General features: G+C 31.4%; 13 protein-coding genes. All 13 read left to right on the top strand.

Going from position 1 to position 16,953, the window contains the following annotated elements:
* The first annotated feature begins 51 nt into the window (after positions 1-51).
* The 13 genes from G319_RS08890 (at position 52) to pepF (ending at position 16,869) form a co-directional block, all read left to right on the top strand.
* Positions 52-960, top strand: coding sequence for a hypothetical protein (locus tag G319_RS08890; protein WP_026389268.1), 909 nt, complete (start codon positions 52-54; stop codon positions 958-960).
* 54 nt (positions 961-1,014) lie between these two features.
* A complete protein-coding gene (locus G319_RS0100920; protein WP_026389267.1) occupies positions 1,015-1,743 on the top strand; it encodes a hypothetical protein in 729 nt (242 codons plus the stop codon).
* Complete coding sequence (gene cls / locus G319_RS0100915; RefSeq protein WP_026389266.1) at positions 1,727-3,268, top strand: cardiolipin synthase; 1,542 nt, start codon at positions 1,727-1,729, stop codon at positions 3,266-3,268. The genes G319_RS0100920 and cls overlap by 17 nt, the downstream gene beginning before the upstream one ends.
* A gap of 8 nt (positions 3,269-3,276) precedes the next feature.
* Positions 3,277-3,978 carry a hypothetical protein gene (locus G319_RS08885; RefSeq protein ID WP_051350834.1) on the top strand — a complete coding sequence of 234 codons (702 nt, stop codon included), beginning with the start codon at positions 3,277-3,279 and terminating at the stop codon, positions 3,976-3,978.
* 118 nt (positions 3,979-4,096) lie between these two features.
* Positions 4,097-4,513 (top strand): 30S ribosomal protein S12, encoded by a 417-nt coding sequence (rpsL, locus tag G319_RS0100905; RefSeq protein WP_026389265.1) that lies wholly within the window; start codon positions 4,097-4,099, stop codon positions 4,511-4,513.
* 103 nt (positions 4,514-4,616) lie between these two features.
* Complete coding sequence (rpsG, locus tag G319_RS0100900; protein WP_026389264.1) at positions 4,617-5,084, top strand: 30S ribosomal protein S7; 468 nt, start codon at positions 4,617-4,619, stop codon at positions 5,082-5,084.
* 41 nt (positions 5,085-5,125) lie between these two features.
* On the top strand, positions 5,126-7,195 hold the full coding sequence (fusA, locus tag G319_RS0100895) for an elongation factor G (protein ID WP_026389263.1): 2,070 nt from the start codon (positions 5,126-5,128) through the stop codon (positions 7,193-7,195).
* 148 nt (positions 7,196-7,343) lie between these two features.
* Positions 7,344-8,531 carry an elongation factor Tu gene (gene tuf / locus G319_RS0100890; protein ID WP_026389262.1) on the top strand — a complete coding sequence of 396 codons (1,188 nt, stop codon included), beginning with the start codon at positions 7,344-7,346 and terminating at the stop codon, positions 8,529-8,531.
* Positions 8,532-8,627: 96 nt separating this feature from the next.
* Positions 8,628-12,023 (top strand): FtsX-like permease family protein, encoded by a 3,396-nt coding sequence (locus G319_RS08880; RefSeq protein WP_026389261.1) that lies wholly within the window; start codon positions 8,628-8,630, stop codon positions 12,021-12,023.
* A 61-nt stretch (positions 12,024-12,084) separates the two neighbouring features.
* On the top strand, positions 12,085-13,446 hold the full coding sequence (locus G319_RS0100880) for a M17 family metallopeptidase (protein ID WP_026389260.1): 1,362 nt from the start codon (positions 12,085-12,087) through the stop codon (positions 13,444-13,446).
* Positions 13,447-13,550: 104 nt separating this feature from the next.
* On the top strand, positions 13,551-14,306 hold the full coding sequence (locus tag G319_RS08875; RefSeq protein ID WP_026389259.1) for an MIP/aquaporin family protein: 756 nt from the start codon (positions 13,551-13,553) through the stop codon (positions 14,304-14,306).
* A 67-nt stretch (positions 14,307-14,373) separates the two neighbouring features.
* On the top strand, positions 14,374-15,060 hold the full coding sequence (locus G319_RS0100870; protein WP_026389258.1) for a hypothetical protein: 687 nt from the start codon (positions 14,374-14,376) through the stop codon (positions 15,058-15,060).
* A gap of 9 nt (positions 15,061-15,069) precedes the next feature.
* Entirely contained in the window at positions 15,070-16,869 is a 1,800-nt protein-coding gene (gene pepF / locus G319_RS0100865) for an oligoendopeptidase F (protein ID WP_026389257.1), read from the top strand.
* Positions 16,870-16,953 lie beyond the last annotated feature (84 nt).

Raw genomic sequence — 16,953 nt, 5'->3', positions numbered from 1 at the left:
AAAGACTACAATTACAAAGTATTACGAATGTTTAAAAGGAGGATACGAAAAATGAATTCTTATGAACTAATATTTGACTATCGACAGAACAAACATTATAACAATGAACTATTAAACTTAATTAAAAGAAATAATAAATCATGTTTTGAAGACTGAATGACAAAAGGTCATTGAGAAGAAAATTATGTGCCACTTTCATTGATTAATGAGAAAAACGATATTATTACTACATTAGGTGTTATTAAAACGAATTTATATATTAACCAAAGAAAATGTAATGCTATCCAATTGAGTAGAATTATCGTAAAAGAAGGATATGAAGATCAAGGTGTTGAACAACAATTGCTTAAAGCTATTGTTAACAAATACTCAAACGTATCTGATATCATTTACTCATTTGCTGAAGACGAAGAGCAACAATTATTATTAGAAAACAATTTTACTAAAGTTCAAGAATATGTGTATTTCATTCCATGAAATCCACAAACCGAACAAGAAGGAACTGTAATTAAAAAAATTGACACTGACAGTGTAAAGGATTTAGAATTTTTACAAGAAGAAATTAAACACTCAACAAGAATTTCACCTGCAATTTCAACAAATGGTGATTCAGGTGTAAAAATGTATAACATTTTAAAACACTACAGAAGAAATGTTTACTTTGTTCCATCTATGGATGCAACTGTTGTATTTACAATTAATAACAATGTATTTACATTAGTAGCAGTATTTTCAAAAAGTCCGATTGATGTTATGGATTTATTATCAATCTTAGTACCAGTTGGTATTGAAAGAGTAGAATTTGGTTTTATTCCTAAATGTGAAAACTTACATATTAGAGAGTTAAATTTAGTAGAAACTCCCGAAGGAGTTATCGACTCAAGATTATTTATAAATGAAATAACAACAAGAATTGCTGGAGCAAGAATTTTGTTCCCATTACTATCAAGAGAGAAATAAGCTTTGGCTTATTTTTTTTATTTTTAATATGTATAATAAAACAAAAGGGGACATATGAGAACACGTAAAAATATTCATAGTAAAATCTCATTTGTAAGAAAACGTAACCATAAGTTTAATAACTTTTTGAGATACAATCACTTGAATGGGAGAGAATACAAACACTTTTCAATTATGGAAAAACGAAATATCTTACTTAAGAATTTCGTTTATCTTTTACGTCTTGATGAAAGATCTGAAAAAGATTATGAAGATTCAATAAACTTCTTACGAATCTGTGCCCGATACTTATTTTTCTGTTCTTCAAAAAATAATGTTGATCGCATCTTAAAGAAACTTTCAAAAGTAATTGAAAATATAGCTATTGAAAATGATTTATATGGAACTTCTGTAGAAAACCTAGAAGAGAAGATTGTTAACGAATCTGGTTATAAATTTACAGATGAAGAAATGGATAACTATTTTTCATACCACAAAATATATACATTGATTGGGAACGTTTTTGCTTCTGGTTTCAAAAGCGACCAAATGAACTATTATGAATATGGTTACTACTTGGCTATGTATTTGAATATGTATTATTTTGCTAATAAAAATATGATAAGAGATAACGTTGATATTTTCTTGATTAAATTGATCACAAATAAATATATGACAATCGCAATTTCTGATATAACACCTGAATATTTTAATTTATTTATTATCAAGAATAATAGATGAATGAACAGGGTTAATTACAACAAATTAATCAAGGAGGTCAAAGATTATGAAGAAAAACTTTAAGATTTTTGCTTCGCTTTGTTTCTTGTTTGGAATTGTTTTCCTAACTCTTTTAATGTCATCAATTTTTATTTCTGAATATTTCGCCATTGGGTTCATAGTGTTCCACTTGGTTTCTATTTTATTTGCAGCCATAGTGATAATTAGTAAAAACCGCAGAATGGAAACTCGCATTAGATGAGCAGCATTTATAATTTTGGTTCCAATTGTTGGGATTACATGTTACTTCTTTTTTGGCCGTGTTTATAAATATAAAACGGATAAGAAATACAAATATAAGAACTTTTCAGATTTTGGTAATGAAGCTAAAATCGATATGAAAAGACACGTTAAAGATGTTTTGAAAAATGATATCCCGCAATATAGAAGATCTTATATCATGGGTTATAACCAACAAGAGGATTTAATATATGATAAAACGAATGTCACTTTACTAGATAATGGGACAGATTTTTGAAGAAGTGCAATTGATGAAATGAAAAAAGCAAAAGAGTACATCTTAATCAATTTTTATATTATTAAAGATGGAGAGTTACTTTCTAACCTGGTTAACGTCTTGAAACAAAAAGCTAGTGAGGGCGTTTCTGTTTATATCATTTATGACTTTGTTGGTTGTTACACAATCTTCAAAAAAAGTACCAAAAAAGAGTTGAAGAAAGCCGGAATAAAACTTGTGCCGTTTTCTCGACAAATATTGCCATTTATTAATTGAACCGTAAACTACCGTGATCACAGAAAAGACATTTCTATTGATGGTAAAGTGGGTTTTGTTGGTGGAATTAATCTGGGTGACGAATACATTAACTTAGACAAACATTTTGGTTTTTGACATGATGCGCATATCCGTATAGAGGGTAGTGCTGTTCAAGGTATCGAAAAAATATTTGCCAGTGATTGAAGTTTTTGTAAAAAACAAAGAGAAAGAATTACTGATTTAGAACCAAGTGTTGGTAAACTACATCCGATTAGAACAGATTCTGATGATTTAGTTCAAATTGTAAGTTCAGGACCAAATCACAAATCTGCAATGCATCTTGATGTGTTATTAAACTTGATAGCTAACGCTCAAGATAGAATTTGAATTAGTACTCCATACTTCATTCCTCCAACTGAGGTTATTGATGCACTGGCATCAGCTGCGCGAAGTGGGATTGATGTAAGGTTGGTATTACCGGGAATGACTGATAAAACTATGCTATTGGATGTTTCTAAGCGTTGAACTAGACCCCTTTTTGAAGCGGGCGTTAGAATTTATTCAATAAACAATGTTTTCAATCACACAAAGAGTTACTTATTCGATCAAAAGATTTCTTTTGTGGGTTCAACCAACTTAGACTTTAGGGCGCTATTTTCAGACCAACAAACAATGGCTTTAATTAAGTCTGATGACTTTAATAAAGAATTAGAAAAAAGATTTGAGTGAGATTTCTCAAAATCATTTGAGTACACTTTCTTGCCAAATCAAGAATTATCTTTTGGTAAAAGAATTATGGTTAAGACTTTCAATATTATTTCGCCATTATTATAGGAGGCATTATGTTCAATTATAAAAAACTAATTTTTGAAGAGATTAATAAAACTAATCATCAACTATCAACAATGAACAACTTTAGCTATTTGGAAGACTTTAAAAAATTTGTTGATAGTAATAAACTTATTACTAATATTTCTCAAAGTTTAGAATTTCAAAAAGTTCTAGAAAAAATAATAGCCGAGGGAAGAGATAATGACTATTTAGTTTTAAACATCTACAAAGAAGTTATTAAAATGCACAACCACATTAAATTCCTGATTGACCTGTTTAGTGAATGTTTTAAAATTGAAGAACTGAACTTGAATACTATCGGAATTCTCAATAAACGTTTTATTCAAAATTTTGTCGTAAAAGTTTATGGTGAAAATTGACTTAACTTCTTAAAGATTCCAATGCCATTATCTATAGAAAAAATTAAATTGGCATTTGATGACAATTATGATTTTACTAAGATTGATCAAAGTATGAATTTCATTAAAGAATTTGTTAAAGCGGCTGAAAGTGAGTTAACTAAGTTGAATACACATAAACAAGTAGATGATCTTTCTAAAATCTTTGCGATTGAAATTGAAGAATACCTAAAGCAATTAAAATTATTATTCAAGATAAATATGGAAGCCTATAGTACTTTAAATGTAGTAGAACAAGCTGAAATTGACAGTATGAATATTTTTAATAAGGATTTAATAAATTTAAAAAAATAGGCGATTTCAAAATCGTCTATTTTTTCATTTAAAGTACTTTTTTCTTTAAAAATATGATATATAATATATCTATGTGTGAGTTCGATACACACGGCAATGTGAAAGGAGGAATTCAATTATGCCTACAATTAACCAATTAGTTAAGAAAAACCGTAAAGATAAAACTTTCAAAACTAAAGCACCTGCTTTAAACAGAGGAGTTAACTCTCTTAAAAAGAAAGTAACTAAAGTTTCATCTCCACAAAAAAGAGGGGTATGTACTCGTGTTGCTACAATGACACCTAAAAAACCCAACTCTGCGTTACGTAAATACGCTCGTGTTAGATTAACAAACGGAATGGAAGTAAATGCATACATCCCTGGAGAAGGACACAACTTACAAGAACACAGTGTTGTTTTAATCAGAGGGGGACGTGTTAAAGACTTACCTGGGGTACGTTACCACATTATTCGTGGTACATTAGATACTCAAGCAGTCGATAAACGTATGCAATCACGTTCATTATACGGAGCTAAAAGACCTAAAGCTAAATAGTCTTATCACTAGACTTTTTAACAAAACAAAAATAAATACTATGTCGTGGAATCACCACAATAGAATATATAAAACAAATTAAGAGTGAAAGGAGATAAACACTATGCGTAAAAATAGAGCCGAAAAGAGAGACGTTCTTCCAGATCCAGTGTATAACTCAAAATTAGTTACACGTGCTATCAACAAAATTATGTTAGATGGTAGAAGAGGAACTGCTCAAGAAATTATCTATGCAGCTTTCGATTTAATTAAAGAAAAAACTGGAGAAAACCCAATTGATATCTTTAATAAAGCAATCACAAACATTGAACCTCATTTAGAGTTAAAAGTTCGTCGTATTGGGGGAGCAAACTACCAAGTTCCTGTTGAAGTTTCTGAAGAAAGAAAAGTTACTTTAGCATTACGTTGATTAGTTAACTATGCAAGATTAAGAAATGAAAAAGTTATGACTGTTAAATTAGCTAACGAAATCATTGATGCATCAAACAACATGGGTGGATCAGTTAAAAAACGTGAAGATACACACAAAATGGCAGAAGCTAACAAAGCATTTGCACACTACCGTTGATAATTACTTCAACAAAGCATTAATATTAAAATAGGAGAAATATTATGGCAAGAGAATTTAGTTTAAAAGATACTAGAAACTTTGGTATTATGGCCCACATCGATGCGGGTAAAACTACTACAACAGAACGTATCTTATTCCATACAGGTAAAATTCACAAAATTGGGGAAACTCATGAAGGTGAATCACAAATGGACTGAATGGCTCAAGAACAAGAACGTGGTATTACTATTACTTCAGCTGCTACTACAGCATTCTGAAAAGGTAACCGTTTCAACATTATTGATACTCCTGGACACGTAGACTTCACAGTTGAAGTTGAACGTTCATTAAGAGTATTAGATGGTGCTGTTGCCGTTCTTGACGGTCAATCAGGAGTTGAACCTCAAACTGAAACAGTTTGAAGACAAGCAACTACTTATGAAGTTCCTCGTATTGTTTTCGTTAACAAAATGGACAAAACAGGAGCTGACTTCATCTACTCTGTAAACTCAATTGGAGAAAGATTAGGAGCAAAAGCTTCACCTATCCAATTACCAATCGGAGCAGAAGAAAACTTCTCTGGAATTATCGACTTAGTTGAAATGAAAGCTTACCACTTCGATGGTAAAGCTGACGAAGAAGCTACAGAAATCGAAATCCCAGCTGATTTATTAGATCAAGCTACAGAATTAAGAGCTCAATTAGTAGAAACAGCAGTTGAATACGATGAAGAATTATTAATGAAATTCTTAGATGGTGGAGAAATTACTATCCCTGAATTAAAAGAAGCAATCCGTAAAGGGGTTATTTCTGCAGAATTCTTCCCAGTATTAGCTGGATCAGCATTCAAAAACAAAGGTGTTAAATTATTATTAGACGCTGTTATTGATTACTTACCATCACCAGTTGATGTTCCTGCTATTAAAGGGATCTTAGAAGATGGAACTGAAGAAGAAAGAATCGCTGATGATAATCAACCATTCTCTGCTTTAGCTTTCAAAGTTATGACAGACCCATTCGTAGGGAAATTAACTTTCTTCCGTGTTTATTCAGGAATCTTAACAAAAGGTTCATACGTATTAAACTCAACAAAAGGACAAAAAGAAAGAGTTGGACGTATTTTACAAATGCACGCCAACAACCGTAATGAAATTGAAGAAGTTTATGCTGGAGATATCGCAGCTGCAGTTGGTTTAAAACAAACTACAACTGGAGATACACTTACAGATGAAAAACACCCAATTATCTTAGAATCAATGCAATTCCCTGAACCAGTTATTCAATTAGCTTTAGAACCAAAAACTAAAGCTGATCAAGAAAAAATGGGTATCGCATTAAACAAATTATCAGAAGAAGATCCAACATTCAGAACTTATACTGATGAAGAAACAGGACAAACAATTATTGCCGGAATGGGTGAATTACACTTAGACATTATTGTTGACCGTATGAGAAGAGAATTTAACGTTGAAACAAACGTTGGAGCTCCTCAAGTTTCTTACCGTGAAACAGTTAAAGCTCCTGCTAAAGCAGAAGGTAAATACGTTAAACAATCAGGAGGACGTGGATCATATGGTCACGTTGTTATTGAATTTGAACCAAACCCTGATAAAGGATTTGAATGAGTTGACAAAATTACTGGTGGACGTGTTTCAAAAGAATACATCAATGCCGCTAGACAAGGTCTTGAAAACGCATTACAAAATGGTATCGTAGCTGGATTCCCAATGATCGATGTTAAAGCAACAATCGTTGATGGATCAATGCACGATGTCGATTCAAATGAAATGGCATACAAAATTGCTGCATCAATGGCTTTAAAATCAGCCGTTAAAAACATGAACCCGGTTGTTTTAGAACCAATCATGAATGTTGATGTAACAATTCCAGATGAATACTACGGAGATGTAATGGGTAACATTTCATCAAAACGTGGATTAATCGAAGGATCAGAACAAAGAGGAAATGCACAAACAGTTAAATCTAAAGTGCCATTAACAGAAATGTTCGGATACGCAACAGAATTAAGATCATTCACACAAGGACGTGGAAACTATACAATGATTTTCAGTCACTATGCTGAAGCACCTAGATCAGTTGCAGAAGAAATCATCAAAAAAGCTGGTAAATAATTTTAATTAGTTATTTAACATTTTTGATAAAAATATATTAAAATATATTAAACAATACTAGTCAAAGACTAGCGCCCCTACGGGGGCGGTAAAGGTAATAGAATATTAAATCTAATACCGCTATATAAAATAAAAGGAGACCAAAAATATGGCAAAAGAAGCATTCGACCGTAGTTTACCTCACGTTAACATTGGTACAATTGGACACGTTGACCACGGTAAAACTACTTTAACAGCAGCTATTACTTCAGTATTAGCTACAAAAGGTGGAGCAGAATTCAAAGATTACGCAAACATTGATAACGCCCCAGAAGAAAGAGAACGTGGAATTACAATTAATACTTCACACGTTGAATATAAAACAGCAAACAGACACTACGCACACGTAGACTGTCCAGGACACGCCGATTATGTTAAAAACATGATTACTGGTGCTGCTCAAATGGATGGAGCTATCTTAGTAGTAGCTGCAACTGATGGGCCTATGCCTCAAACAAGAGAACACATCTTACTTTCAAGACAAGTAGGAGTACCAAAAATGGTAGTTTTCTTAAACAAATGTGACTTAGTTGATGATGAAGAAATGATCGACTTAGTTGAAATGGAAGTTAGAGATTTATTATCTGCTTACGACTTTGATGGAGATGGAGCACCAGTTATCCGTGGATCAGCTAAAGGTGCTTTAGATGGTGAAGCTAAATGAGTTTCAGCAATCGAAGAATTAATGGACGCTGTAGATTCATACATCCCAACACCAGAAAGACAATCAGATAAAACTTTCTTAATGCCAGTTGAAGACGTATTCACAATTACAGGACGTGGAACAGTTGCTACTGGACGTGTTGAACGTGGAACAGTTAACGTAAACGACGAAGTTGAAATCGTTGGATTACATGAAGAAGCAACTAAAACAGTTGTTACTGGATTAGAAATGTTCAGAAAATTATTAGACTTCGCTGAAGCTGGAGATAACGTAGGAGCATTATTACGTGGAGTTGATCGTGAATCAATCGAACGTGGACAAGTTTTAGCTAAACCTGGAACTATTAAACCTCATACAAAATTAAGAGCATCAGTTTATGCCTTAACTCAAGAAGAAGGTGGACGTCACAAACCATTCTTTAACAAATACCGTCCTCAATTCTACTTCCGTACAACAGACGTTACTGGTGAAGTTACTTTACCAGAAGGAACAGACATGGTTATGCCTGGAGATAACGTAGAAATCGATATCGAATTAATCAAACCTGTTGCTATTGAAGAAGGAACAAAATTCTCAATCCGTGAAGGTGGAAGAACTATTGGAGCCGGAACAGTTATTTCAGTTCAAGCTTAATTAATTTCTTTAATTAACAATAAAATAAAATAGTATTCTCTGAATACTATTTTTTTTGCGTTCAAACCTTTAAAATAATGGTAATGTAGGAGAGTTATGAAATTTAGGTTAATATTAAAACAATCATATAAAGATTTTCTAAGTAAAAAGGTGTTATACGCCACTTTCACTGCGTTCTTATTTATTGCAATGTCACTTGTGATGGGTCTTTTTTCGTTCTTTACTATTTTCACATCTGAAAACAGTAATATCATGAATGGTGTTAAAATGAATGCCTCAACTTCATCATTTGTTTTTGGTTCAAAAAATAATGAAGACGAAGAAGTTAACTTTAATGATGATGGAAGATTTTATAACTATGTCTATGATTTAATATCTGAAGAATATGTTTCTACAATAGATGACATCGAGGCAGATATTGATCAATATATTGATGTTATAGGTAAGAGAAGTGGTACATTATTAGATACTGTTGAAGAAGGTGGAATTAAAAATTCTAATGATGTGATAAATGATATTATTGCATCTAAAATAGGTCAATATTCAAGGAATGTACTCCAATTTTTCTTCTTGAATACGTTTAAGGAGGAATTTAGCCCTAATTATTTTTTCAATAATTATCTTGATCGTTTAATTGATGTTTCAACTCAAAAATCACTATTGACAAAAGTGGCTATGGCTGAAAGATGAATGTATGAAACTGATGAAGAGTGAAATAATGTAAACCCATTACTGAAAGCAGATGAATACAATAAAATGTACATCGACGAAATGATGGATATGTCTACAATGAATCGCGATGATTTTAAAAATAAGAATTTTGTTTTCTTATCTCCGAAGTTTATGAGGGTTAATGGATACAAAGTTGGAGAGTATATTACATATAAAGTTGATGGGCATAATGTTAAATCTGTAATTGCTGGAGTTGCTATGGATAGATCAACTTTCATGGGGAAAGGTGACGGATACATGTTACTACCACATGAAAATATATTGACTCCAAAGGTTGTTGATAAGAATGGGACAACTGTCACAATTTCAGAAAGCTTAAATATCGGCAACATATGATTCTACAAAAAAGAGTCATATGATGGTGAAGCTCAAGATAAATTAGATAAAGCGATTGGAGATATGTTTACATCAAAAGATGGTAAGCCATACTTTTTTGGAACTGATTGAAAAAAATATAATCAACAAAATTCAGTAGAGATTGCAACTATGATGTTTACAATTATGGTATTTGGAATTGGTTTATTAATTCTATTCCTGCTATTTATGGTGTTCTACTTTATTACAATTCAGTTTATTCAAATGCAAAGTAAAAATCTTTTCTTCTTAAAGTCTATGGGAGTAAATAATAGATCACTTTCATTAATGACTACGCTATCAATGGCGGTGCCATTAATTCTATCGGCAGTGTTATCAATTTTTGGTTCAATGTTAGTTTCAGGAATAATGTTTAAAGCGGTCTCTTTTGAAATGATGCCTAACTGACCATTATATGCAATTACATGACAAAACATCCTTATTTTGATCGCGCTATTCGCAGTTATGATGTCTGCTTTCTTTTTGATAAATCACCTAATTATCACGGGTGGCAAATTAACTTTAGCAAATATTAATAAAAGCACTGGTCCATCTAAGATGACAATGAAATTTAAGACTAAAATTAACTTCTTGCCAAGTAAGGCTTTGATTGGTGTTTCGTTCACCTTAAAAAATATTTATAAAAATGTAATAACTTTAATATTGCTAACACTTACGTTTTCTTCTATATTGTTTTCGGTTCAATTTGTAACTTCTGCAAAATACAATACCTCAATGTATGAAAGGGCGAATGCTCCCTACAAATCTATTAAATTTGAAACAGAATTGTCACCGATAGCTCAGTTTGGTGATGGTGAGTGAAGATATACTTTTGATTCTATTGATCAAGAAGACTTTGATGGAATGGCTAAGAATAGTTTGGATGATACTGTAGCAATACTATCAACTTTTGCCAATTCACTTTCATACCAAAAAGATGGTCAAGTTATCAAAGGTGAAGTTGATATTCGAGACTACTATGTTTCGAGTGACGGTATTAGAGATTTTGCTAAGTATGACTCTGATGCCATTTTAAAAGTTTTAAATATGATTCCAGAGAATGGTCCTGAAGTTGAGATTCTAAAAAATTTCATTGAGGAAAATTCTAAAAAAATTGACGATATTAACTTTGAGTTAAATAGTCAATTGGAATCTCTAGATTATGAATTTTCTAAACTTTCAAAGGATGCTAATAAAGCTGAATTTAATATTCTCTTTGGAAAAAATTTAATAAACAGAATGAATAAGAGTTACTTTTCTACTAAATTCAAATTAGCAGGAGGAAGATCTGGAGTTTTAATTACAGGTTCTAGTATTTTAAAAGATGATTATAAATTCCTACTTCCTGAAATTAGTAAAAATAAAAATCTATTACAAAAAGAAAATATTTTAGACAATAAAACTGGTATTACATCAAAACAAGATGTTCTGCCAATAGAGGTTTCTACATATTTTGCTCAGGCAAGAGGTCTTAAAAGAGGTTCAATCATTCAAATAACTCTGCCAAGACTATTATCAGGGATCAACGAATCGACAATCATCAATGCCAAGGTTATAGATATTCAAAAGTCTAATCCTATCAGTAATGAAATATATGCGAATAAGGAAGCGGTCTTTAAATATCTGTATGAAAATACACCAGTATTTTCACCAGCTGTTTTCCCTGAAAATGAGAACGCTGTAAAGTATTCTGCGTACAAACAAATGTATGAGCATGTAACAAATGAAAGAGCTGATGGTTTTGAATTTAACAACTCGGTTTACTCATATGAGAACATGCCAATTAACTTAAAATATCTAACAATCCCTATGTATAATAATTCGATGTTAACAGTCGAAGGAACGAACGTAGAAATCGAAAATAGCAGTGATATTAATGATCTAGGGAAATCTATTCTTAACTACTATGACATCGATGGATTACAATCTAGACTAAATTCAATAACAAACAATGTTATGATTTTTGATTTAGTAACTGCCAATGCCCAAGAAATGATTCTTTCATATTTGAATATTATTAATCAATTTATTCTAATACTCGCAATCATGTCTATATCAATCTGTTCAATTCTTATTTTCTTAATTCTTAAAGAAAATAAAGAGGTTATCTTATTATTCAAAGCTATTGGATATAGAAGAAGAGAAATTAATGGATACCTATTATGGGGTTACTACTTCTCAACTATAGTGGCGGTCGTTTCATCAATCTTGATTTCTAAATTAATGATTTATTTTGTTTCTCCACTTGTAGTTACAACATTACGAGTAGCGTTGAACTTTAGATTTACATTCTCATTTGCCTTAATAGCTGTGGCTATGGCTTTTATCTTCATATTTATGATTACGTTGTCAATCAATGTATTCTCAACAAGACAAAAAGCAAAAGATGCATTTAACACATTATAATTGTTTATTGTGTTTAATGATGTATAATAGTATCAATATAAATTAGAAAAGGGGTAACTATATGATTACTTTAAAAGGAAAAAAACAAGACTTAACTTTAGTAGCAATTACTGGAGAAAAAGCACCTAAATTTGTATTAACTGGTGAAGGGGACACAACTTTATTAGTTGATGACAAAATTATCAACATCGTTCTTAAAAAAGGGAACGCAGATAAAAGAACTCAAATCGTGAAAGCTTTAACAAAATTTGTTTCAACAAACAAATACAACGTTAACGTTGACTTAGATTCATTCATTAAATTAGTAGGAAAAGATAAAAACTTTACACCTGAACAAATTTTTAACACAGTTTATGAAACTATTTCATTCGTATCACACGATAAAGTTTCATTCAAAAAAACAAACAAATTAAACGAAACAATTTACAACATTGTTACTGAAGAAGATTTCAAATCAATTCATGAAGCAGCTGTTATTAAAACTGAATTTGTTAACTACGCTCGTGATTTACAAGACACACCACCAAACATCGGAACAAGTGTTTACATCGCTGAAAAATTAGCTAAAGATGCTAAAGAAATCAAAGGATTAAAAGTTTCTGTTTTAACTAAAAAAGAAGTTGAGAAATTAGGAATGGGATTATTCTTATCAGTAAATGCTGGATCAAGTGTTGAACCAAGAGTTGTTGTTGCAGAATACGTAACAGATGAATCATTACCTAGAACAGCTTTAGTTGGAAAAGGAATTACATTCGATTCAGGAGGATATAACTTAAAACCTTCACAATTCATGGAAGGTATGAAATTTGATATGTCTGGAGCTGCAATCATGGTTTCAACAGTTATGGCATTAGCTAAAGCTGGAGCAAAAGCTAACATCGTTGCTGTTGGTATGTTTACTGACAACAGAATTGGAGCAACTGCTACATTACCAGAATCAGTAATTACATCAATGAATGGAATTACAGTTGAAATCGGAAATACAGATGCTGAAGGGCGTTTAGTATTAGCTGATGGTATTACTTATGCAATCCGTGAAAAAGGTGCTGATAGAATTATTGAAGCATCAACATTAACTGGAGCAATTACTATTGCTTTAGGAAGTACAGCAACTGGGGCATTTACTCACAATGATACATTATGAAATGAATTTTCAAAAGTGTCAGAATTTACAGGTGAAAAAATGTGAAGAATGCCAATCTTCCCAGAACACTTAGAAAAAGTTCAAGCTGATTCAGCTTTAGCTGATTTAACTAACTCAGCTAAAGGACGTGAATGTGGTTCATCAACTGCAGCAGCATTCTTAAATGAATTCGCTGAAGGAAAACCATACTTACACTTAGATATCGCTGGAACAGCTGATAATGGTACTCGTGGTACAGGAGTTTTAGTTAAAACATTATTCGAAATGTTAACTAAATAATTTTAAACACCCCTAATCGGGTGTTTTTTTTGAGGAAAAAATAATTTCATTTTAAGAGTATTAATAATTTAATATAAAATAATAAATAAAAAGGGGAAAAGCAAATGACAGAATGATACATATATTTTTTATCAGAACTAGTGGGTAGTATTTTACTAACATTCATTGGTGGTGCCATAATGGCAAATATCTTTTTGAAGGGCACAATAGGTAGTTGAGAAAAGAACAATACATTAAGAATTTCGTTTGGGTGAGCGGCAGCTGTTGTTGTAGCTGTTGTGATCGGATTGATGATTGGTGGACAATCACATATCAACATGGCAATTACCATGATGTATATAGTGGCTGGTTGAACTAAGTTTGTTGGAGCATTATGATTAATACCGATTTTCCTAGGGGCTCAAATTTTAGGATTTATAATCGGAGGATTATTGTTAACAATCCTTTATTGAGAAAGTATTAAGAAAACAGCTAGTGATGGATTTGGTGCAAATGTAGTAGTTGTTTACACAAGTTTAGCTGCTACTAAATCGAAAAAATCGGCAATGTTAAATGAATTCTTTTCAATGGCAATATTCCTTGTAGGGTTTGCCTTCATGGTGGGTAACTATAATGGGATACTTGCTAAAGGAACTTCATTTGTATTCTTGTTCATTTTAGTTTTAGGAGTGGGATTAGCATTCTCTGGAATTACTCCAGGAGGAATCAACCCAACAAAAGACTTAGTTATGAGAATGATTTTACATCTTCTACCGATCGAGGGTAAAGGTGATACTAATATGAAATACAGTTGAATACCTGTGATTATGCCAAATATTGCCGGAATAGTAGTTGGAATTGGATTACGTTTTCTAGGTTAATTTAAGATATGAGTTTTATATACTCTATCTTTGATAAAATATAGTTATTAAGAAACAGGAGAACAATATGAAACTAAAAACATGATCATTTTACAAAGCTGATGATTTACATGATGTAGAAGGAAATATTTTAATCAAAGGAGAATTTATCTTATTGATTTTAAGACCTGATATTTTAAAACCAAACAGAGTTTTAGGTTTTGGTATTCCGGCTGAATTTGGAACAACTAAAGTAATTGATTTACAAAATAAAGAATTAACACATGAAGATGTTAATTCTATCTTTGGGGATAAACTTGGAGTGATTGAAATTGAAGGTATCGAAGAACTTATAATAAAAGATACTAACCTTTCAAATACTCCTGTAAGAGAAGAAAATATTAAAAAAATAATAGAGGTTTATAATATCTTTATTAAGAAACAAGCGATTGAATTTGATACAGAAGACTATTCATCTTTAGAAAAATTACAAGAACAAGGTGACAAGTTTACTGAATTGGACCTTCAAGCAATGCCGTTACCACAATTATTAAATACAGTAACTGCTGGTTTACAAGATTATTATGGGAAAGCTGCTGAGTTAAGAAATCCTGAATTAAACAATGACCAAAGAATTCAAAAAACTTTAAATATGGCAACTCTTCAATCTAACTTGATCTTATTTTTCGAACAAACAGTTCAAAAAATGGATGAGTTAATTGCTCAACAACAAAAAGTGATTAAAGAATTAAAAGATGAGTTAGAAAAAAAATAGGGGTAGTTGATGAAAAGAAAAGAAGCTGACAACAAGTATAAATGAGATTTTTCAGATTTATACGCAAGTCACGATGAATGAAAAAAAGATTTAGCTAAATTTGAAAATATTACAGAAGTATACAAATCTTTCAAAGGTAATTTAAATCAAAAAGAAGAATTCTTTAGATATTTAGATTTTGATAAAGAAAACGATATGTTGATAAATAAAATGGTTGTATATTTACACTATGGAGATACAGATCAATCAGATCAAGAATATCAAGTTCTTGAAGGTTTATTAACAAATGAATGACAAAAACTTTCAGAAGCTACATCTTTTATAGCTCCAGAAATGAAAGAAGTTGGATGAGAAGTTATCGAAAAATGATTTGATGAAAATAAGGAATATCAAATTTATTCATATGGTATGAAGAAATTCTTTGAAGAAGCAAAACATATATTGTCGGATCATGACGAACAACTTCTATCTAAAGTTTCAAGAAGTCGTGGAGCCATTTGTGGGATGTATGATACATTAGCTTATGCTGACCGCCAAGATGAAGTGATTGAATACAAAGGGAAAGTTCAAACATTAACAAATTCGCTAATGGCAGAAATTAGTGAAGATACTGATCCAATCAAAGATCAAAAATTAAGAATGACAGCGGCTAAACTATTCGGTAAAAACTTCAGTGATAAAAAGCATTCATTTGCAAAAATTTATGAAGGTATTTTACAATCATCTAACGAGTCTATAAAAATAAGAAACTATGAGTCAACTCTACAAGCGAGTTTAAGTGGTGATTCAGTTCCGACTGATGTTTATTTAAAACTTTTAGAAGTTGGTAAAAAATATATAAAACCTTTTGAAGATTTTACGTTACTGATTAAAGAAAAATTTGGAATGGAAAAATTTTATCCAACTGATAGACAATTAAAACTTGTTAAAGAATATAATAGAACATTTACAGTTGATGAAGCAAAAATTATTATCAGAAAAGCATTAGAAGTAATGGGACAAGAGTATCTTGATAATTTAGATATTGCTTGAGCAGATAATAAAATTGATTTTTACGAAGATACTAATAAAAGAGATGGGGCTTACTCAACAGGTGGATCTGGGGTTGACCCGATTATCTTGATGAACTGAGATGATAAGTTAAATTCTGTAAATACTTTAGCACATGAAACTGGTCATTCAGTACACACGTTATTTGCGGACCAAAACCAACCTTACCCATTGAGTGATTATCCAATCATTCTAGCGGAAGTGGCATCGACTATTAATGAACATTTATTGTTTGACTTCATGTATAAAAATGCTGATTCTAAAGAAGAAAAAATCTATTTATTACAACAAAGAATTTTTGACTTAGTTTCGACATTCTATCGTCAAATTCAATTTGCTGAATTCGAATACAAGGCAAGTGAAATGGTGGCGAATGGAATTCCGTTAACAGCTGATGAACTAGGTAAATTATTTGGTAATATTGCAAACGAATATGGTTATAATGTTTTTGATAAAACTCCAAGTATTGATGGTGAAGAAAATGTAGGTTATGGATGACCGAGAGTTTCTCATTTCTTCCACTCACCATTTTATGTTTATAAATATGCAATTGATGTGACTGCAAGCTACAAATTGTATGCTGACATTAAAGAAGGTAATATTGAATCAACACTTTCTTTCTTAAAGGCTGGTGGGCACAAAGAACCATTGGAAATTATGAAAGATGCTGGAATTGATTTCACGAAAGAAGAAACATATATGCCATTAATTGATGGTATGGATGAACTGGTTCAAGAATTAAAATCATTAATAAAATAATAAGAAAAGCTATTTTTTAAAAAAAGAGGGAACTTAACCCTCTTTTTTAATGTGCTAAATAAATATATTGATAAGATATTCAAG

Origin of the sequence: Tullyiplasma multilocale ATCC 49900 (assembly GCF_000483165.1) — a bacterium.
GTDB classification, from domain to species: Bacteria; Bacillota_I; Bacilli_A; order Mycoplasmatales; family Mycoplasmataceae; genus Tullyiplasma; species Tullyiplasma multilocale.
The sequence above is the reverse complement of the archived record's forward strand: the minus strand, read 5'-3'. Positions and strand labels throughout refer to the sequence as shown.